Origin of the sequence: Pontibacter lucknowensis (assembly GCF_900156415.1) — a bacterium.
GTDB classification, from domain to species: Bacteria; Bacteroidota; Bacteroidia; order Cytophagales; family Hymenobacteraceae; genus Pontibacter; species Pontibacter lucknowensis.
In genome coordinates this window covers 1-20,192 of the sequence record NZ_FTNM01000004.1, presented here as the reverse complement: position 1 = coordinate 20,192, position 20,192 = coordinate 1, and the positions used below count along the sequence as shown (strand labels likewise).

Sequence of the window (20,192 nt, the reverse complement as noted above, 5' to 3'; positions counted from 1 at the left end):
CCCCTATTAGCGGATGATCACGTTACGGCCGCCGTTCTGGCGCATGCGCTCCATCTGCTCGTCTACCATCGCCTGGTACTCCTGCTGAGTGACTTTCTGACCTTTGCTTGGACGTGACATCTCTCCTTTCCTGAGCGGGCGTTGCTCTACTTTAATCGCCTTGATCACACGCTCCCCATTGTTGATATCAACAGCCAGCACCGCCCCCGGCAGTGTGTTGAAGGACTCAGGGCCAAGTGCCGGCCTGAGTTTGTCAGTATACCAGGCTACCACCGCTAGCTTTTTTGCCTCGTCTTCGTAGTAGGCCTGCTTGCAGGTATAGCCTTGTATTTCTTTGGTCTCCGTTCCAAATTTCCACGGGCTGATGCGGATGGAGTCTTCTATGATGTACTTTTTGCCCATGAACTCGGTCAGCAACACTTTCCGGGCTGTGCCCTGATCGTAATAACTTTCGTTGAGCGGTACCCGCATGTTGATGCGCATGCCGCCGCCACTTGCCGTAAACTGGTCCTCGTCCTCTTCCAGTGCCTTGTAAAGCGATTCCTGGGCATTGTAGAAGAGCTGCTGTTTGGTGGTGCGGTACTCCGGGATCATGCTTTTCATAGCCTCCTGCTCAGAGCCGAGTCTACGGTGCATGTTCATCGTGTTTTCGTAGGTAATCACACCCTCCTGGGCGTAAACAACCACTGCCAACAGCAGCAGCGCCAGTGTCAGTATTCCGGAGAAGAAGTTTTTCATATGCTATCTTTTTTCTGATAAAAGTACAGCAATATGTTATCCCTAGGTGTTAAGGACTGTTAACGAAAGGTTAATCAAAAGTTAAAGTTTGGAAAGGTCCTGAGCGACCAGAAAAAGTACTTATTCGCCCTGCACATTGATGCCGGCTCGGCGGGCGATAGATTGGGCAATCACGCTGGAGGCCAGCAGTTGCAGCGCATGGTAGATCATGATCGGCAAGAGCATCAGGCCCACCATGTCAGCATCGGGGAACAGCACTTTGGCCATCACCGTGCCGTGCACCAGCGACTTTTTCGAGCCACAGAAGATTGCCGTAATACGGTCAGCAGGGCTGAAGCCCATCAGGCGGCTGATAATATGCACGATGCCATACACCAGAAAGAACAGGCCGATCATAGCTAACCCGAGCAGCAGCAGGTTGCCAAGGCTGTAGCCACTGAACATATCGCGGGCAAAAGATTCACAGAAAGAGGTATAGACGATCAGCAGAATGATCACCTGATCAGATAAACGAAGCTGTTTACGGTTACGCTCTGCAAAGCTTCCCCAATAACGGTGCAGCACCACACCCAAGGCTACTGGTACCAGTACCTGCAGCACCAGTTTACCCATCACCTGCCCCATATCAAAATCACCAGAGCCCGCCGTCAGGTATAGTCCCATCCAGAGCGGTGTGATAAACACCCCCACCAGACTCGAGATACTGGCATTAAAGATAGCTGCAGGTATATTCCCCCCCGCAATCGATACCATGACCACCGACGATGATACCGTGGAAGGTAAGGCAGCCAGATAGAATACTCCCAACCAGAGCATCTCATATGAGGTGCCTTCAAAAAAGCCATGCAAGGGGATGATCAGCAGCGGAAAAAGCAAAAAGGTGGATGCCTGCACCACCAGGTGAAGTCGCCAGCTTCCCAAGCCTGCACGAAGCTTTTCGGGACTCAGACGCAGTCCGTAGAAAAAGAAGATGACAGAAACACCTATACCAGCGACATCACTCAGGGAGACAGGTTCCCGGTCTATACCTCCTTCCGGCCACAACCAGGCCAGCACGATCATGCCGATCAGCGCCAGCAGAAACCAGTCGAAGCCAGCCCGCACCAACAGCTCCTGCACACTGCGCACCCCAAACTTTGGCTTCGTCGCTTGGGGATCAGGATTGTCAGGCAGAGGAGTCTTGGGTATGCTCACAGGTATGCTTTGTTCATATGAAAGTAAAAATCAGGTATAGCTGGCTCCAAAACAAAACAACGGCCGGCGCAATTACAAGCGACGGCCGTTGTTTTAGGTATAATCAGGACTTAAAAGCCCAGCATATCAATGGTTTCCAGTTCAAACTCGGTGGTATCTTCGTAGTCTGCATCGGGTGCCGTCACGATCAGGTCGCGGGCACGACCGTAAAGTCGCACGTTTGGTTGCAGGTTCTCGTATTCGGCCTGCGAAATGAGTCCCCGCCTCGCCATGATGCCACCGATCAGGCGATAGTAGCCCGACTTCCAGCTACGAAGGTTACCATAGCTGTCAAATGAGGAGCGGTAGCGCTTCGGACTCGGAATGATGCTGGTCAGGAAGATAGACTCCGCCAGGTTAAGTTCCGAAGGCTGCTTACCGAAGTAGAATCTCGAAGCATCTTTGGCACCGTATACATCCGGCCCCCATTCGATGATGTTCAGGTATATCTCAAACATCCGGTTCTTCGACACGATCTCCAGGTTCTCGATCAGCCACACAATGATGGCCTCCTCCACTTTGCGTGACACGGTTTTCTTACGCGTCAGGAACACGTTCTTGACCAGCTGCATCGAGATGGTACTACCGCCGCGCACAAACTCCCTGTTCTTGATATTGGTCGCGATGGCCTGCCGGAAAGCCTCTTCGTGGAAGCCTTTGTGACTGTAGAAACCAGCATCTTCTGCTGTGAGCACGGCATTTCGCAGGTAGGGCGAAATCTGCCCAATCGGTGCGTAGAACGGGTTAGAAGGCCCCACCATGAAGGTCCGGATCGGTTTGCCATACTCGTACATGGTGTGCATAAACGGGCCTTTCAGCTTGTCCAGGTTGGCTTTGCCCCACTTTACTACCCTGAAATCCTCAGAAGCATCCAAGTCAGAATCGAACACGACACGCTCTACACTGTCCAGGTTGACGTGAAAGTTCATTTTGTACTGCAGCTTTCCCTCAGCCTGTATACCTTCCAGCGTTTCGAAAAGGCCGTTAGGCAAAGACTCGAAGAAATCGTTAGCAGGGAGTGCCTCAGTGCGCACTTTCAGAGCGATGATCTTGGAGTCGGCGTTGTTGTAAGAGGCGTATACATTGGCGCGAGCCTTGTTCACGCGCACTTCCGTCAGGCTATCCACTTCAAAAAGGTTCTGTCCCAGCGATACCACATAGTCTACAGCGCCTTCTTTCAGGTAGATATTCTCATCTGAAAGCTTTTCGTGGTTCAAAAGCAGATTATTAACCATGGCTCTTCCTTTTACAGTGAGCCTATCGCGGCGGTAGCGCTTCTCGTTGAGGCCCAGGTGCAGCGTGTCAAAAGCCACTATACCGTCAAATTTCTCTTTTACATAAGGCAGTCTGATGCCGGACGTATCAGCGGTGTACAGACTGGCCATGATGTTGTAGTCACGCGGATCAATTGTACCTTTCACTATCAGGTTATTGATCAGGGAGTCAGTGCGAATAGATACTTGTGATGCAATGTTGCCGTCTTCTATGGTAAGGAAAGGCATTTTAACGTCGATGACCCGATTCGGAGAAGTATAAGTCACGTTCAGATTGCTGAAGTCCACCTGGTCGGGCACGTTATCAAAAGCAGTTTCGAGCACACGGTTAAGCAGCTCACCGTAGTTTCGGTCAGTTTTAGCAGTGGTGTCGACAGGCTGTGTATCGTCTTTCTTAAACAGGAAGGCGAAGTTATTCTGGTCCCCGTCCTTCACGGCAGTAAGATAACCATTGGCTACATCTAGGCTGCGTAGCACAATGCGCCCTTTAAAGAGGGAGCGAAAGCCAACGGTCGCATGCACGCTGTCGGTTCTGAAAAGCTGGGGCTGCCCGTGCGGCACCAGGGTTATATCACTGAGTATGACAGAGGTTAGGCCATTGAACTCTGCTTTACCGATGTTAAAATCAACAGGATAACGGTTCTCCACTTTCTCTACCACACGGTTTACGGTATAGCTAAGCAGGCTACTCCTAAACACTAAAAGGGAGATTAGGAGAATCAGGAAGAAGCCCAGCACAACGCCGACTCCTATCAGTATTCTTTTTTTCAATCGCTGGTCCAAAATATCAAGATGCGAATTACGCTAATAAGATTTAGTATCAAAATATAGTGCTGATATAATATATCACTTCATCACGCATACGTAATACCGTATGGTATATGTTATCTACCCCGCATACGACCTTAGTCGGATTTGGATATGACTTCAGGCACTAACTGGCTGCTTCAACCGCAAGAAAGATACCAATTGTTTCATTAACAGCATTTTACATTAAACTAACAGGCAAATTCACCCTTCCGTTCTTTTTTATGTGCCATAACACTACAATTGGTCCTAAGCCACCGATACCTGCTAAATAGGCATCTGCTTATTTGGCGTGCATTGGCATTACTGCTTATCTTTGACAGACGAAACATTCTCATTTCCATGAATCTGACATCACTCACGGCCATATCACCGGTGGATGGCCGCTACCGCCGCAATACTTCAGAGCTAGCTGCTTATTTTTCTGAGTTCGGACTGATCCGCTACCGCGTGCTGGTAGAGGTGGAGTATTTCATTGCCCTGTGCGAATTGCCGCTGCCACAGCTGGAAGGCGTACCTCCCTACCAATTTGCTGAACTGCGGGCCATTTACGAGCAGTTCTCAGAGGCCGATGCCCTGCGCATCAAGGAAACGGAAAAGACCACCAACCATGATGTGAAGGCGGTAGAGTATTTCATTAAAGAGAAATTCGACAACCTCGGCCTCAGCCAGTACAAGGAGTTCATTCACTTTGGCCTGACATCGCAGGATGTGAACAATACGGCCATCCCGCTCTCCCTGCGCGAAGCCGATGAAAAGGTGCTTATGCCGCTATACCAGCAGCTGCACCAGACGCTGGTGAACCTGGCAAAATCCTGGAAAGACATCCCGATGCTGGCCCATACCCACGGACAGCCTGCCTCTCCTACCCGACTGGGCAAAGAGATCATGGTGTTTGCTGAGCGGCTCGAAGCCCAGCTGGAGCAGGTGCGCCAGGTGCCTTTTTCGGCTAAGTTTGGCGGAGCGACCGGTAACTTCAACGCCCACCATGTGGCCTACCCGGATGTAAACTGGCCTGCGTTCGGAAACCGTTTCGTGCAGGAGGCCCTGGGCCTGCGCCGTAGCCAGTACACTACCCAGATCGAACACTACGACAATCTGGCCGCTTACTTCGACGGCATTAAGCGCCTCAACACCATCCTGATCGACTTCTCGCGCGATGTGTGGCAGTATGTGTCGATGGGCTATTTCAAGCAGAAGATCAAAGCCGGCGAAGTAGGCTCTTCAGCCATGCCGCACAAGGTTAATCCGATCGATTTCGAAAACGCGGAGGGTAACTTAGGTATAGCCAACGCTGTACTGGAGCATCTCTCGGCCAAGCTGCCGATCTCCCGCCTGCAGCGCGACCTCACAGACTCTACCGTTCTGCGAAACGTTGGCGTGCCGCTGGCTCATGTGCTCATAGCCCTGAAATCGTTGGAGCGTGGTATAGGAAAACTGGAACTGAACGAGGCTGCCCTGCGCCATCACCTGGAAGAAAACTGGGCTGTTGTGGCAGAAGGTATACAGACTGTGCTGCGTCGCGAAGGCTACCCGCAGCCTTACGAGGCATTGAAAGACCTGACCCGCAAAAACGAGAAGATCACCGAGCAGACAATAGCCAATTTCATCGACACCCTGCAGGTGAGTGATGCCATCAAGGCTGAATTGAAAAAAATAAGTCCTTATACCTATACCGGTGTGCAACTGCTGTAAGGTATAGCCTCCTTCATAAAAAAGCCCCTGCCGGTTCGTACTGGTAGGGGCTTTTTCTATACCTGTGCTAACTGATTACTGCCCTTGCGCAACCGGGCCGTTCACCCTGATCTGCAGCAGTTCGTAACCGGTTTCGCCGGCAGCTGTCAGGCCCTGCACCACCACCAGGTACGTACCCGGCTGATCGGAGGTATAAAAACTCACCTGCTCTCCTTTGCCAGGCTGCAGCCTGATCTCAGGAGACCAGTGCAGGAGATTTCTGAAGTCGGCTAGTCGGCTGCGCTTCTGCTCGGGTGTGTCGTAGGCCGGTGCGTAGAACTCGCGCTTCTGCTGTAGTCCCTCGTATGCCTGCATCAGGGCACGCGGATCCAGGTCAAAGCCGGCCAGATCACCTGTATAGGTCTGGTAACTCACCAAACCTTCGTAAGCCAGCGGACCGTGGAAGAAACGGCTCGCAATCACATCCAGCTGCTTGACCTTCAGCGGATCAAAAGCCATGATCTTGTCAATGTTGAATACCGGCACGCCATCCAGCAGCACCATCGGGTTCTGGCGGAAAATAGACTTGTAGGGGCGGTTCAGGACCATGAAGTGAAAACTGCGGCCTCTCAAGCGCACCTGTACACCCTGTACATACTCCCGCATCACTTCCTCCATTACTTTAAAGCGCTTGTAATCATCGAGCAGGTAACGCTCCGATGGCTGCCCATAAAAAGCGGTGCTGTCTATGCCTGGCGTGTGGAATCTATTGCGATGCGCCCCGTAGTAAGCATGCTCCACCTGCACCTGCATGTGGCGCTCTCTGATGTCCCCTTCTCTTGACTCAGCAAGCTGAAGCGTAGATGACGTCCTGGAGGTATAGCGTGAAGAGAAAGGACTGAACAGCTCAAAGTGATAGGTACTGTCCTTTGTGAAATCAGTTTGCAGCACAACATCCTTATTGCCATAGAAGTCCTTCAGCTCAAACATCAGTCTGCCATCGGCGTTGCTGCTGGCATTGTAAAAACGAATCGGCTTGCCCGGTGACGCCAGGTAAGTCATGATACCCGGAGCAGCCTGTCCCGAACTCTTATGCGTTACCTTACCAAAGAGCAGATGTCCATGGTTTTCAGGCAAAAAAGCATGCTTAGCCGGTTCCTTTTCCAGTATTTCATTCCATGTGAAGCGGCTCCAGCCATGAGTTAGCATCAGGTTATCCATACCCAGCCGGTCTGCCTGCCCCTCTTTGGAGAAGTAATAGCCAGGGTTCTCGATGGATCCTTTCAGATCGGACTCCAACCAGATGTAGCTGGCAATGTGCGCCTGAGGCTGCATTTGCAGCGAGTCCAGCTTGTACACCGCCAGCGACAGATTTGCCGGGGCCTGTGAAGAGGCCTGCAGCTCCAGGCTTACCTTATCGCGCAGACTATATTGCGACTGTGACGCAGCAACCTGTAAGGCTAGTTCTTTTGAAGGGTTCTTGAAGTACAGGCGCTCACTTACCGGCTGCCCAGCTGTGTTGAATACAGTGAAGTGCGTAATGCCGTCTGCCAGGTCAGCTTTATTTATCCTGAACACATACTTGCCGTTTTGCAGCAGCGCCCTTTCTGAGCTGACCACCTGCTGACGGGTATGCCCCAGCAGGTATACATTTTCATCTGGTTTGCCTACCGAATGTACCGCAATATGCACATAGTTAGTAGTAGTATCTGCCAGTTGTAAGGTATAGCCACGCTCGTGTACCTGCGGTAAGGTCTGTTCCAGGGTGCTTCCATCAGGCAACTGGAGTTTGGCAGTGTAGCGCCTGTCCTGCTCGGGCGTAAACGTAAAACGGCCCATTCCAAACTTGTGTGGTGCAAACGTTGCTACTTCATTTCCATCCTGATCGAAAATCTGGCCACCCAGCCCAGTTCCTTTGCCGCTCTGGCTTTCTGTTACTTTAAAGGCAACCTGGCTGGCCACACCTGCAAGCAAACTCCCGCCTTCCGGGAAAAACTGCAAGGTATAGCCCTTTGCTTTTGGCGCCTCCGGCTTCGGCAGCTGCTCAAAGGTGTTGATAATCGTTACCTGCTGCTGGAAGTAGAACTCAGGATCGAAGTTTTTCATCCAGCTGGTATAGGCCCGCACTGTGTAGTTGCCAGATTTCAGCGTGGTGGGCAGTTGCAAATAGCCACTGCCAGCCCCATCCTTCATGGCTACCTTGGCTTGCAGGGCAGGCTTCTGGTCCGCATCCAGCAACTCCACATACGTCACCTTGCTCATATCCAGGGGGCGGTGCAGGCTTCCGTCTACATTGTATACCTTAAACCACATTTCATCGCCACAGGCATACACGGGTCTGTCGATGTGCAGGTATAGCTTCTCTTGCAGCGATGCCTGCCGGTGCTTCTGCAGACTGTTGACAGCCTCATTAGCCTGGCCAGACTGGGCGCTTACATTTCCTATACCTGCTAATCCCAACGCAAAGCAGAGCAAGGTGCGCAGCGCATACCTTTTCATGCCAGGCTGAGGTTGATTATGTTCAGAGTTGATCATCATTTCGGGCTTTTGTTTCAGGTATGGCATTTATTCCCAAAAAGCTGGTTTAACATTGGTGCCCTGCATAGTGCAGTCCACGCAGGGGCGTAATGCAGCAGTATAACCAATCGGGTCCGGTGACATACCATATATCGCGTCAACAGGCACCAGCGAACCTCCTTCAAATCGCTCCTTCAACATGCCGTTCATAACGGTATCAAGCTCACAGGTCGGATTGTACAAGCGCCAGTCACGCGGAAGATCACGGCTGTCTACAAATATTCGCTTAGTCGACATGGTAGTGGCCGTCATATAGCCTATCACTGTTTCATTAGGGTTAGACAGGCTGCGGATGTTGCTGGTCAACTGAGATGGCAGCGGATCAAAGAGCGTCCCAATGCTTTCTGTGTTCTTCTTCAGTAGTTCCAGGTACTCAAACGCTTCCCGGGTCAGTGCATATTGCTTTATCAGGATGCTATTCTTCATACTAACCTTCTCCGAATTATAAGGTATCGAAAGTATGTTATAGTCGTTGATTCTGTCCTCATTCAATTTCACCGATGACCCTACTTCAATAGTAGTTGAGTTTTCTGATTTCCAACAAATATAGATTGGACTGTCGCTTGGTGTGCGCTGAACAACTTCCTCATTTTCGTATCTGAAAACAGAGTAGAAAGCGGTTCTGAATTGCCAGGTTTGCTCATACTCCCACTTATAATAATGTGTATTATTATTGGCATCGTGCGTATTCACATACACCTTAACTTCTCCATTTACCGCTTTCCAATGCACGTTGTCGATAGCGGGCGCAGGTTTTACCTCTACATAATCCGACGCATATTCCTGCCCGCTCTTCGTACGGATGTACAGCCGGTACTTCATATCGGTTCTCAGTTGCAGGTTAGGGTGCATGTAAGTACCATAACCTATTTCATGCAGCCCGTAGCGCTCGCCGCTCTCTGACTCTACCACCACTGTGGCGCTTTCTTCTGCAGGTGGAGCTTCTGTATCGTTGAGGTTTTGGCTTCGCAACAGTTGTATGCTGGTGCGCCCGTTTGCGTTCAGGAAGCCATTGACCACCAGAAAGCTGCTAGGCGACTCCAGTACTTCAGGAAAATATGGTTCTACGCAACCGCTCACCAGGAGCATCACAAGCCAGACAATTGGGTTTTTCCAGTTCCGGATCTTCATGGCAATTAAAACTTAAAATTATAGGTGATAGTAGGAATTGGATGCCCGAAGATGGACATTTTGTACCCTCTGATCTGTCCTTTCTGTGATTTGAAATAAACAGAGTAAGGGTTTTTACGACCTGTCAGGTTGTATACTGCCACGGTCCAGGAGCTGTGCGCCAGCTTTGCAATCTTATGGTTGCCCTCTATGTTCAGAGCCAGGTCTACGCGGTAGTAGTCCGGGATGCGGTACTGGTTGCGGTCTGAGTACAGGATGCGGTGTGAAGCGCCATCATAGTATTTGCCCAGCGGCAGCGTAATAGGACGACCGGTGCTGTAGGTAAAGTTTACCGACGTGCTGAAACGCTGACTGAAGCGGTAGTTGCTGATCATGGTCAGGTCGTGCGGCTTGTCAAAGTTACTCGCATACCACTCCCCTCTGTTGATCACTTCTGACACAGCCGGATCATCCAGGCGCACCATGGTGCGGGAGTAGGTATAGCTTACCCAGCCGTTGAGTTTACCTGTCGCTTTCTTGAGCATCAGTTCCACGCCATAAGCCTTGCCCTCGGCATTGGCTACATCCGTCTCGATGTGGTGATTCATGATGATGCTGGCGCCGCTTCTGTAATCCAGGAAGTCCTGCATCCACTTGTAGTAAGCCTCCGCTGAAAACTCGATGGTATTGGCGCGCAGGTTGCGGTAGTAGCCAACCGCCACCTGATCGCCTACCTGTGGCTTGATGTTGCTGTCGCTCAGCTTCCAGGTATCAGTCGGGGCCATAGTAGCCGTGTTGGAGAGCATGTGCACGTACTGGCGCAGCCTGTTGAAGCTCACCTTCACTGATGAGTTGCCTGACAGCACGTAACGGGCCGAAAGCCTGAACTCAGGTCCGTGGTAGGTCGCGATCGATTTTCCACTGCCATAAGAAACCGTGTCGACGATCGTGTTCAGCGTCTTTGGCATACCTGGCGCATACTGCAGCACATCTCGCTGGCCAAGTGCCGTGAAGAAAGAGTAGCGTAAACCAGCTGAAATCGAAAGGTTCTGATTAATATCATAACGATCAGAAAGGTACAAGGCACTTTCAATGGCTTTCTCCTGCTGCAACTTATCTGCCTTGATCAATGACTCTGCGTGGTTTGGCACCAGACTACCCGGGTTCACCTCGTAGCGAATAGCGCTGGCACCGAAGTCCAGGGTATGTTTAGAATCAGGGAAGTAGTTGAAGTCTATCTGCATACCTGTCTGGCTGATGCCAAAATCCATTTTAGAAGCGTTCGCGGCATTCTCCTCGTTTGAAATATCGTAGCCGTAGTGGCTGTATGTTCCGGTCACCACACTGTATAGCTTGTTATGGAAGTTGTGCTTCCACTTGAGGCTGGCGTTCTGGTTCTGGAAACGGTAAAGGGTGTCAGCAGCCAGTTTGAAGCGGTCTTTGCTCATATAACCGGTCAGGTACAGGCTGTTCTTCTCGTTGATCTCGTGACTGATGTGCGTGTTCACGTCATAGAATGAAGCCTCACTGTTGCTGAACGACTTATTCGGAATCTTTTTGAGCAGCCAGTCAGAGTAGGTAGAGCGCCCTCCCACCAGGATCGAGGTCTTGTCTTTGATGATTGGCCCCTCCAGTGTGAGACGGCTCGTGAGCAGACCGATACCGCCGGTTCCGCTAAACTGCTTTTTGTTACCTTCTCGTGAGGTTACTTCCAACACAGAGGACAGTCGTCCGCCGTAGCGGGCTGGCACGGCACTTTTATAGAGTTCCACCGACTTGATCACGTCCGGGTTGAAAGCGGAGAAGAAACCAAACAGGTGTGATGGATTATAGATGGTGGCATCGTTGAGCAGGATCAGGTTCTGGTCAGTGGAGCCACCGCGTACGTTCATACCCGTAGCGCCCTCTCCCACTGATTTAACGCCAGGCAGCGTCAGCACCACACGCAGGATGTCGGTTTCACCAAATGCTGTCGGCACCTGCCTGATCGTCCGGATATCAAGGCGTTCCATACCCATCTGCAGGCCCGTAACATTGCGGTCTTTTTCAGCCTCCACCAGCACTTCTTTCAGAGAGCGGATATCTTCTTCCACCTCAATATCCAGCTTTCCATCACTGTGGAGTATAACCTGACGCTTGGTGTTCTTTAGCCCTACTGCCCGTATGTTCAGCTCGTGACGGCCCACCGGGAGCGAAAGGGAGTAGTAGCCATACTGATCTGATGCGGTGCCAATGGACGGAGATTCAATGTAAATATGGGCTCCAATGATTGGCTCGCCTGTGTTGGCATCGCGCAGGGTTCCGGCCAGGTTTGCTTTACCTGTTTTGCTTCCATTAGGCGTGCCTATTTCATATAGCTTAATTTCTGACTGTATCCTCTTCTTGTTATCCTGCTGCTGCGGCAGGTAGGCTGGCGTGGCCATTTGGCTGTTCCGTTTTGCCTCTTCATCGTCCTTGAAGAAATTGGAAGGCAGGTTCGTCATGATCGGGTTTTGCCGCGTGATAAAAACCTGCCGCTGTTCCGTGATGGCAAATTTATAGTCCGTTCCTTTCAGTATTTGAGAGAGCGCCTGGTTGAGCGGTTCGCCCTCTACCTCCAGATTAACCATCAGGCTATCGGCCACAGCCTGCTCGTAGTAAAATTTGTAGGGTAGCCTGGTTTCCAGCCGCTGTACAAAATCCTGAAACGTCATGTTGCGGAATGATCCGCTTATAAGCGGGGACTCGTTCCGCTGTTGGGCATGCACCGGCACCGTCAAGGTCATACAGCACAACAATACCAGCAAAAGTGCTCTGTAGAAATGGGTCATAAAAAAGGGGGAGAGCTTAAACAGATTTTTAGATAGATCGGAAGTGTGCCACTTTATCGTTTGAGCGAATCGTAGTGCTCCGCAGTTTTCACGATAGCATATTCCCGCTCTTTACCGAAGCGAAGTCTATTCGCGCTGGCATACTTCTTCAGCGGCTTTTTCTGGTCTTGCAGCACACGCATCACCGAGCGCTTGTTACTGACCGGATGGTACACGCCATCCTTCACCAGGTAGAATTTACTGGCATCCCTGTACTCACCCTCCAGACCGTCTGTGCTAGCCCTTTCAAACAGGGTCTTTTCGCGCTTCATCAACACCTGCACCTCTCCGCTGTAAAGCAGATCATAAAAGCCCGGACGAATTACTGAGCTGGTCGTGGTGTCTGGCTGCAACTTCACAAAGGTATGTCCGTGCAGTTTGAAGGCCTCCACCCGGTTTTTCACAAGCCGTTGAGGCTGCCCGCTTCCATGGTTGACAATCAGGAGTTCGTCCTGTACCAGGTCGTACAGCATCGGCACATCCTCAAACCAGGCACCGTCATACTTTACGGTTCCGTTCTGGTAGATCTTATCCAGGTAGAATTGGTGCCCTTCCACGTAAGTCTTGACAGGCACATGATACTCCGGGCCGTTGTACAAATGGGCGTGCACACCAACTGCAGTACGGTATTGCTGCAGCGCATTCGAAACTGCATTGTCTACAAAACTGCTGTCAGCTTGGGCAATGGCAGCAAAGGGCAGAAAGGGCATTAAAAGGATGAGAACCAGGTAAGCAGGGCTTTTGCGCATATCAAATCAAAGGTTGCTTTGCAACTTAAATCGACATTAAATATAAAGTATATTTGATGTTATGACAAGCTTGCAGATAAATTATTTCAAAAAATATTACAGTATATTATCATACAGTTGGGCAAAACCATCACCCTGAAATATAACTTAAACCTTGCCCACCTCAGTCTTATTATCAAACACCAAAAGTCCTTAATCGTAGGCGGTTCAATAATTCTTAGCACGTGTCCGTTAAACCGGCCTAAATCATTTTGCCACAGAGTAGGTATAGTATTACAGGCTTTGGTACAGGCAATTACCTAATTTGTATTAATTTCATTTAGCCAAATCCGGTGATCTGTAATCCTCAGGTTAGCATAATTCTTATTGATACAGCACAGGCGATAAAGCTATACCTTATCTGCCAGCTCATACACTGCTTTCACGAACTGACTCCAACTGAAACGCAACTTATAGGTTTTGATCTGCTGCGCGTATACATGCGCTTTGCCTAAGGTATAGAAATCAATTATAGCAGCTGCGATCTCTTTTGGTTGTGGCGCTACTACATACCCTACCTCTCCATGGGGCACCAACTCTGACAGGCCACCTACATTTGTCACCACCATCGGCTTATCAAAATGGTAAGCAACCTGTGTTACGCCGCTTTGGGTGGCATGCTTATAAGGCTGAACCACCAGATCGGCAGCGCAGAAGTAATGGCGGACTTCGGCATTCGGGATAAAGTCTGTCCGCAGTACCAGCCGGTCCTGCAGCCCATGTTTTTCGATCAGGTCGCGGTAGGGTTTGGCATCTTCATAAAACTCCCCGGCGATCAGCAGTTTAAGATCAGGTATGGCCTGCAGTGCAGGTATAGCCATGGCTTCAAGCAGTAAGTCGAGCCCTTTATAAGCCCGAATAAAACCAAAAAACAAGAGATATTTAAAATTGGTATCCAGCCCGAGTGCGGCACAGGCCTCTGCTTTGCTTTCGGCTGACCCGAAATTGTCGTAAAGGGGATGTGGCAGGTATATGTTGAGTTTGTTTGGCTCAAAACGCTGCAAGTCTTGCTGCACGGCCCGCGACATGGTCAGGAAGCCATGACAGGCGCTCAAAAAGTATTTTGTAAACGGAACATCGCCTGGTCGCTTCTCGTGCGGAATCACGTTGTCGGTAATGGCCAGGATACGGCTATACCTGTTGCGCTTAACCAGGCGGGCAATGGTGCCCAGAGCAGGACCCATAAAAGGCAGCCAATACCTGAAAATAACCAGATCTGGCCTCTGGCTACTGATGTAGTTCCCTGCACGCACCCAACTGATGGGATTGACGGAGTTGATCAGCGCTTTAATGGTGATGCCCTTCGGAGCAGGCTCATTGGTAAACTGGCTTTTGCCGGGAAACAGAAAGGAAGGATACTGCAGGCTGAACGAAACGATCTCCACTTCGTCACCAGCCTCCTGAAATGCCATTGCCAGGCGCTCGTTGAATGTAGACATGCCCCCACCCCGCAAAGGGTGCGCAGGTCCCACGATCACAATGCGCCTCCCTGCCATTATTTCTTGATCAAACCTGCCCGGTCACGGATCAGGTACTCATTCTTTTTACTGGAAGTCATAGAGATCATTTCGGCCAGGAAACCAGCCAGGAAAAGCTGTACACCCAGAATCACCGCCACCAGCGAGAGATAGAACAGGGGCTGATCTACCACGTCACGTACGCGCCCATCCGGATACAGGCTAAATACTTTCTGAATGATCAGCCACAGCGTAATACCCAAGCCCACAAAGAAAGACAGGGTGCCGAATGTACCAAAAAAGTGCATTGGGCGCTTTTTGAAGCGACTCACAAACGTAATGGAGAGCAGGTCCAGGAAGCCGTACACGAATCGTTCGAGCCCGAACTTTGTCGTGCCATACTTACGCTCCTGGTGCTGCACCACTTTTTCGCCAATGCGCGTGAAGCCGTGCCATTTGGCGATAACAGGTATGTAACGGTGCATTTCGCCATGTACTTCGATGCTCTTCACGAGCAACTGACGATAGGCTTTGAGTCCGCAGTTGAAATCGTGTAGCTTAATGCCGGAAAGGCCGCGGGTAGCTGCATTAAACAGTTTAGTAGGAATGGTTTTGCTTACCGGATCAAATCGCTTCTGTTTCCAGCCCGACACAAGATCAAAGCGCTGGTGCTTGATCATGTCATACAGGGCTGGGATTTCCTCCGGGCTGTCCTGCAAGTCGGCATCCATGGTGATGACCACTTCGCCGCTACAGCGCTTAAAACCCTCGTTCAGAGCGGCAGACTTGCCGTAATTTCGGTTAAAACTGATGCCTTTGACAGTATTGTCTTCGGCGCTGAGTTCTGTGATAACATCCCAGGATCGGTCGGTGCTGCCGTCGTCCACCAGGATGATTTCATAAGTAAAACTATGTGCGTGCATCACACGCTTGATCCAGCGGACCAGTTCAGGCAGCGATTCCTCTTCGTTCAAAAGAGGAACCACCACTGATATATCATAAGGGTATTGCATGCTTTTTATTCAAACTCCGGACGCTTGTTCTTCATCACGGCTGCTACGATAAGCGAAATCAGGAAACCGATGAACAGGTATCCTACAATAGACCAAACGATCATCATCATCGGGCTGGAGAAAGATTCTCCCATGGAAATAGCCTGCTCAATCTGCTCATCGCTCATACCTCTTTCTTCCAGCTCAATACGCTGTTTATCCATCATATTGGAAGTATATTCGGTATCAACAAATGAGGTATAAATGAACATAAACACCCCCCCCAACACACCGAAGGCCAGTGATACCAGGGTACCTATACCGAGGCCCTGACCATAGGACATGTAGCCGTAATTCTGCTTTTTGTACTCCTTCATGGCAATGACCATAAAAGCAATCAGGATAAGGTAGCCCAAGGAGCCTACCCAACCGCTTACATTAACGCCGGTTATTAGCAGAACTGCAGTAAATACAACAGATACCAGTGCGCCGATGAAGCCATACTTGAGCGCTACAGAAGATACAGAGGGTTGGGTTTCAGTCATGATTAGAGAGATTTATGTGAAGATGATTTACTTTCTGAAAAATACAGCTGCCACTACAGAAAACATCGCCCCTACTAACATCCTCCCCAAAAAATCATGTGTGGCCAGCATACTCGGCGACAGGTTGTCGAGTTCCTTGTAAGCTTGCTCAAAGTTTGCTTCGCCCAATAACTTGATCTGTGCCTCCCGACTCTGGTCAAGCAATGCTCTCAGCTCTACTACATGTTGCTGAATGATCTCAGGTCCTGCCAGGTATAGCATCAGGTATAGCAGCATGGCAGCACTCAACGCAGTATAGAATGTAACCGACAGACTCACGCGAACCCCTCTCCAGAAACCAACCTCAGCATCGTGAAACTGCTTGAAATAACGCAGGCCCATGAAGATAAATATCGGCAAGGGTAGGTAACTCCAGCGCCCCGCATCTCCCAATGCGTTATAGCCCATCAGGTGCAAGGCTAGTATGATCACAAAAGAAGCCAATCCGCACAGTACGCCATAACGTACCCCCACCCTTACAATCGTTTGATTCAGCATTTGTTATGTGCTTATTCAGCGTCAGCAATACCGCTGACAAAAATATAGCTATAAAGATATTAAAAAGAATGATTAAGTACTACCTGCCCTTTGTTGACCAGGCCAATAACCTTGCCTGTAAGCTCACGTCCCAGGAAAGGGGAATTTTTAGATTTGGACCGGGTTCCTGCTGCCGACGGAGTCCATTTTAGTTCCGGATGAAAAAGTGTGAGGCAGGCTGGTGCTCCTTCAGCTATACCAAATGCCGGCATCTGCAGTATCTGACGGGGAGCGGTGGTAAACTTATCAATCAATTGCTCCAGCGGCAGCGTATCGCACATCGTCGTATTGGCCACGGCAAAGGCTGTTTCGAGGTTGATGATTCCAAAGTCCGCCAGGTCAAACTCCAGCTTCTTACTTTCAGTGTCCTGTGGCTGGTGCCCGGATACGATGGCATCAATGGTGCCATCGGCAAGTCCCTGCAATATTGCTTCTTTGTCGGCTTCGCTTCTGAAAGGAGGGGATACTTTATAATTAGTATCGAAGGGTACCATGGTATGATCGGTATAGGCAACCTGGTAACTAGCCACATCACAGCTTACATGCAAGCCTTTGGCCTTAGCGGCACGTATCGCCTCCACGGCGGCGGCTGTAGAAATAAGCGAGAAATGCAGTCGCCCTCCCGTGTATTCCAGCAGCTGCAGGTCGCGTGTCACCATTACCTCCTCAGCCAGGGCAGGTATACCTTTCATACCTAGCTGCGTGCTTACAATGCCTTCATGCACCTGCCCGTATTCCGTCAGACGGGTATGTTCCGGTCGGTTTATCAGCACGCCATCAAAAGGCTGCAGATATTGCAGAGCTTTCACGATCACTTCCGCTGCCTGCAGTGGCTTTGCACCATCGCTAAAAGCTACGGCCCCCGCACGCTGCAGGTCGATCATCTCCGTCAGCTCCTTGCCTTGTGTATCAACCGTCACAGCACCAGTCGGCATTAAATTAACAGGAAGGCCAGCAGACTTGGCCTTTATAAAATTGATAGCACCTTTGGTTTGCACGACAGGTTGCACATTAGGCATGCACAGCACATCCGTGAAACCACCAGCGGCTGCAGCCTCACCCAGCGACTCCAGGTCTTCCTTGTGCTCCAGCCCCGGCTCACCGACCTGTGCGTACAAGTCAACCCAGCCCGGAGACACACAAAGACCTTCCATCTCGATCGTCTGGTCTGCCTGCTGATCATTTCCTCCTATTGAGGTGATCAGGCCGTTATCAATAAGTATATTTTGTTGCTGAAGATGAAAAATTGATGAGGGATCGTAGATGCGGACTGCTTTGAGAAGAAGTTTCATGTTAGAGGAATCTGATTAGAGCTATTTCTGCCATCAAGAAAATCAGACACAATAATAGGCAATATTTCCAAAGGGTGACGCCAAAAAATCGTTTTTCGAATTCGCTCTTCAAAGAGAAGGTATCGCTGTAGTCATAAACATGCACATGCCGCTGTCCTTCGGGCAGGAAACCCCGCAATTCTGCAGGGCTATACTGATCAAGCACAGACTCCTGTTTATCAAAGTTGAAAGCGAAGCTACTCACTACCTCTCCCTGATGTTGCAGCTCATAAAAACCAGCTTCATCTAGATCAGGCGGCACATTAAATACCAAGCGCCCACCTCTGACCTGCTGCTCCGGTATGAAAACAGTACTGTCCTTCACCAATTTAAAAATGTTCTCACCTCCTACCTGCTTTTGAATAGGAACTGTGATTGCCATATTCTGCAAACGATAAGCAATCTGCTGCTCCTGCTTATAACTGCTGATCGCTAAACGGTACATCACCGGCACAAAGAGTGCATGATTAACTAGTTCATTCTGCTCGGGCAGCAAGGGAGCCGCCATCAGGTATACCTTCCCCTGTCCTCTGTCGAAACGTGACAAATAGGGCGCACCACCTCTATATTTCAGAATATCCTCAGAGGAACGTGACCATACCAATTTTCTAACAGAAGCAGGCATCTGCATTTTTGGGTCATAGTCCGCAAATATGGTTTTAAAAAAAGGATTATCACGGTCGGGAATAGCAAGTGATGTCTTTGTGCTGCTACCGGCGTTTAAACTGGCAGGTATAGAAAGCGATTGCATCAATGTAACATAAGAGCTACTACGCTCAGTTGATGGGGGAACTATAGCTAGTGTTCCGCCAGACTTAACATATGTATCAAGTGTAGAAACAAGCGCAGCTGGTATTTCATCTACCCCCTGAAGTATGATAATGTCAGAACTATTGAGACGGGCATAATCAATATTATTAGGGGAGAAGCGCTGAATTTGGAATAATGGCTCGTTCCGGTATAACCGTTGCAGAGGGCTTGCTTCATTTCCACTGATTTCAGTGATTGACAGTCGGCCGGAAGGTTGAAGAACAAAATAATAAAGATTATCAAACTCCACTGGATAGTCCTCTACTTCTACCCAGGCACGCTTACTTCCCTCGCCTCTTATTATGAAATTAATCGCTGTTTCCGTAATCTGCTTTGGTGGCAGATCGATACTTAAAGTTGCAAGCTGCACATTGTCAATCACTAATTTAACAGGACAATCAGCAATGGCCTTATCCCCCGCATTATAAAGCCTGACATATAAAGTGCCCTCTGTACCAGGTCGAACAAACTCATCAGCCAGGTATACTGAATCTACAAATACATTGGAAGTACCTTCAGCTTTTAGTGGTACAAGATGATAAACCCGGTTACTGTCAACGCGACTCAGCAAAGAGGGCTCGAAGTATGACTTCTGGAAATCAGAGAACAGAAACACATGCTCAGCAGCTACCTGGCTGGCACTCATCACCTGTTGACTCACAAAAGGCCTGGTGGAATGGGATAACTGATCAAGCTCATTCACAGCATCATTTGTACCCATTGTTACTGCTCTGTTATAATTTGAATTAGTATTGATGCTGATAGCTGTTGTAGAGGGGAAAATATCCAGAACCTTTTTGGCCTGATCAGCAGCTACAGTCAATAGTGTCAGATCATCTTCTGCATGAAGGTTCTGCATACTCAATGAATTATCCAGCGCAATCGTTACCTGAGAAGAGTCGATAGGGCGCACCGTTTCTGAGGCAGGTAGAAAAGGTTGTGCGAATGCTAATACCAGAAAGGTAATGAACAGAATACGGGCAGCTAGAATAAGTAATTCCTTCAGATTTCGCTGACTAGCCGTAAGATCTTTGGAAACCTGGATAAACTTAACATTGCTGAATTCTACCCGTTTTGCTCGCCGTAACTGTATGAGGTGTAATACGATCGGAATAGCGATCGCTGCAAGAGCCCATAGAAAAGAAGGATAGAGGAATGCCATGTCAACAAGTTAGAGAGGATGTTTGTAATATACAACGCACCAGCCGAACATTACCATACGCTTTCTAACATAATCTGATACTATGAAAGGAAATATAAAAGGATTCTACGCTTAGTACTCTACTCTCCTGCACTTTACTTCTCCCGGCCTCTCGTGCTTTTAGCCCAACTTGCAGCCTTCCCCTTCATTGCGGTGGGGGGTATTAAACGCGTACGGCCCCTGACTCTTGCGAATCAGGGGCCGTGCGTTGTTGGGGTTGGCGGCCACCT

The 20,192-nt window shown here is 49.7% G+C and carries 14 protein-coding genes; 1 reads left to right on the top strand and 13 read right to left on the bottom strand.

Annotated features, from left to right (window positions below; all coding sequences use genetic code 11):
* Nucleotides 1-6 precede the first annotated feature (6 nt).
* The 3 genes from BW972_RS13165 to BW972_RS13155 all read right to left on the bottom strand — a co-directional run bounded on the left by BW972_RS13165 (nt 7) and on the right by BW972_RS13155 (nt 4,016).
* Nucleotides 7-738 (bottom strand): GLPGLI family protein, encoded by a 732-nt coding sequence (locus tag BW972_RS13165; protein ID WP_007652940.1) that lies wholly within the window; start codon nt 736-738, stop codon nt 7-9.
* A gap of 120 nt (nt 739-858) precedes the next feature.
* Nucleotides 859-1,866 (bottom strand): bile acid:sodium symporter family protein, encoded by a 1,008-nt coding sequence (locus BW972_RS13160; RefSeq protein ID WP_076422706.1) that lies wholly within the window; start codon nt 1,864-1,866, stop codon nt 859-861.
* Between the two features lie 176 nt (nt 1,867-2,042).
* Nucleotides 2,043-4,016 (bottom strand): biosynthetic peptidoglycan transglycosylase, encoded by a 1,974-nt coding sequence (locus tag BW972_RS13155; protein ID WP_071530822.1) that lies wholly within the window; start codon nt 4,014-4,016, stop codon nt 2,043-2,045.
* Between the two features lie 378 nt (nt 4,017-4,394).
* Between BW972_RS13155 and purB the strand changes: the two genes are divergently transcribed.
* Entirely contained in the window at nt 4,395-5,747 is a 1,353-nt protein-coding gene (gene purB, locus BW972_RS13150) for an adenylosuccinate lyase (RefSeq protein WP_076422484.1), read from the top strand.
* A gap of 75 nt (nt 5,748-5,822) precedes the next feature.
* On the opposite strand, the gene BW972_RS13145 is transcribed toward purB, so the two are convergent.
* The 10 genes from BW972_RS13145 to BW972_RS13100 form a co-directional block, all read right to left on the bottom strand.
* Nucleotides 5,823-8,291: a hypothetical protein gene (locus tag BW972_RS13145; RefSeq protein ID WP_083674178.1), complete on the bottom strand. Its 2,469-nt coding sequence runs from the start codon at nt 8,289-8,291 to the stop codon at nt 5,823-5,825.
* Nucleotides 8,292-9,434 carry a DUF4249 domain-containing protein gene (locus tag BW972_RS13140; RefSeq protein WP_076422483.1) on the bottom strand — a complete coding sequence of 381 codons (1,143 nt, stop codon included), beginning with the start codon at nt 9,432-9,434 and terminating at the stop codon, nt 8,292-8,294.
* A 5-nt stretch (nt 9,435-9,439) separates the two neighbouring features.
* Nucleotides 9,440-12,223: a TonB-dependent receptor gene (locus BW972_RS13135; protein WP_076422482.1), complete on the bottom strand. Its 2,784-nt coding sequence runs from the start codon at nt 12,221-12,223 to the stop codon at nt 9,440-9,442.
* 53 nt (nt 12,224-12,276) lie between these two features.
* Nucleotides 12,277-13,011, bottom strand: coding sequence for a hypothetical protein (locus BW972_RS13130; RefSeq protein ID WP_076422481.1), 735 nt, complete (start codon nt 13,009-13,011; stop codon nt 12,277-12,279).
* A 389-nt stretch (nt 13,012-13,400) separates the two neighbouring features.
* Entirely contained in the window at nt 13,401-14,489 is a 1,089-nt protein-coding gene (locus BW972_RS13125) for a glycosyltransferase (protein WP_234986376.1), read from the bottom strand.
* 56 nt (nt 14,490-14,545) lie between these two features.
* Nucleotides 14,546-15,520 carry a glycosyltransferase family 2 protein gene (locus BW972_RS13120; RefSeq protein WP_076422479.1) on the bottom strand — a complete coding sequence of 325 codons (975 nt, stop codon included), beginning with the start codon at nt 15,518-15,520 and terminating at the stop codon, nt 14,546-14,548.
* 5 nt (nt 15,521-15,525) lie between these two features.
* Nucleotides 15,526-16,044, bottom strand: a complete 519-nt coding sequence (locus BW972_RS13115; RefSeq protein ID WP_007652922.1) for a DUF4199 domain-containing protein — start codon at nt 16,042-16,044, stop codon at nt 15,526-15,528.
* Nucleotides 16,045-16,071: 27 nt separating this feature from the next.
* Entirely contained in the window at nt 16,072-16,581 is a 510-nt protein-coding gene (locus tag BW972_RS13110) for a DUF4199 domain-containing protein (RefSeq protein ID WP_007652921.1), read from the bottom strand.
* A gap of 59 nt (nt 16,582-16,640) precedes the next feature.
* Nucleotides 16,641-17,912, bottom strand: a complete 1,272-nt coding sequence (locus tag BW972_RS13105; protein WP_076422478.1) for a dihydroorotase — start codon at nt 17,910-17,912, stop codon at nt 16,641-16,643.
* 1 nt (nt 17,913) lies between these two features.
* Complete coding sequence (locus tag BW972_RS13100; RefSeq protein ID WP_076422477.1) at nt 17,914-19,923, bottom strand: BatA domain-containing protein; 2,010 nt, start codon at nt 19,921-19,923, stop codon at nt 17,914-17,916.
* Nucleotides 19,924-20,192 lie beyond the last annotated feature (269 nt).

Bases quoted from the DNA above. Each gene is read 5' to 3' on its own strand.
- BW972_RS13105 (WP_076422478.1), bottom strand. From the start codon at position 17,912: ATGAAACTTCTTCTCAAAGCAGTCCGCATCTACGATCCCTCATCAATT.
- BW972_RS13125 (WP_234986376.1), bottom strand. From the start codon at position 14,489: ATGTCTACATTCAACGAGCGCCTGGCAATGGCATTTCAGGAGGCTGGT.
- purB (WP_076422484.1), top strand. From the start codon at position 4,395: ATGAATCTGACATCACTCACGGCCATATCACCGGTGGATGGCCGCTAC.
- BW972_RS13110 (WP_007652921.1), bottom strand. From the start codon at position 16,581: ATGCTGAATCAAACGATTGTAAGGGTGGGGGTACGTTATGGCGTACTG.
- BW972_RS13140 (WP_076422483.1), bottom strand. From the start codon at position 9,434: ATGAAGATCCGGAACTGGAAAAACCCAATTGTCTGGCTTGTGATGCTC.
- BW972_RS13135 (WP_076422482.1), bottom strand. From the start codon at position 12,223: ATGACCCATTTCTACAGAGCACTTTTGCTGGTATTGTTGTGCTGTATG.
- BW972_RS13130 (WP_076422481.1), bottom strand. From the start codon at position 13,011: ATGCGCAAAAGCCCTGCTTACCTGGTTCTCATCCTTTTAATGCCCTTT.
- BW972_RS13165 (WP_007652940.1), bottom strand. From the start codon at position 738: ATGAAAAACTTCTTCTCCGGAATACTGACACTGGCGCTGCTGCTGTTG.
- BW972_RS13100 (WP_076422477.1), bottom strand. From the start codon at position 19,923: ATGGCATTCCTCTATCCTTCTTTTCTATGGGCTCTTGCAGCGATCGCT.
- BW972_RS13145 (WP_083674178.1), bottom strand. From the start codon at position 8,291: ATGCCATACCTGAAACAAAAGCCCGAAATGATGATCAACTCTGAACAT.
- BW972_RS13120 (WP_076422479.1), bottom strand. From the start codon at position 15,520: ATGCAATACCCTTATGATATATCAGTGGTGGTTCCTCTTTTGAACGAA.
- BW972_RS13115 (WP_007652922.1), bottom strand. From the start codon at position 16,044: ATGACTGAAACCCAACCCTCTGTATCTTCTGTAGCGCTCAAGTATGGC.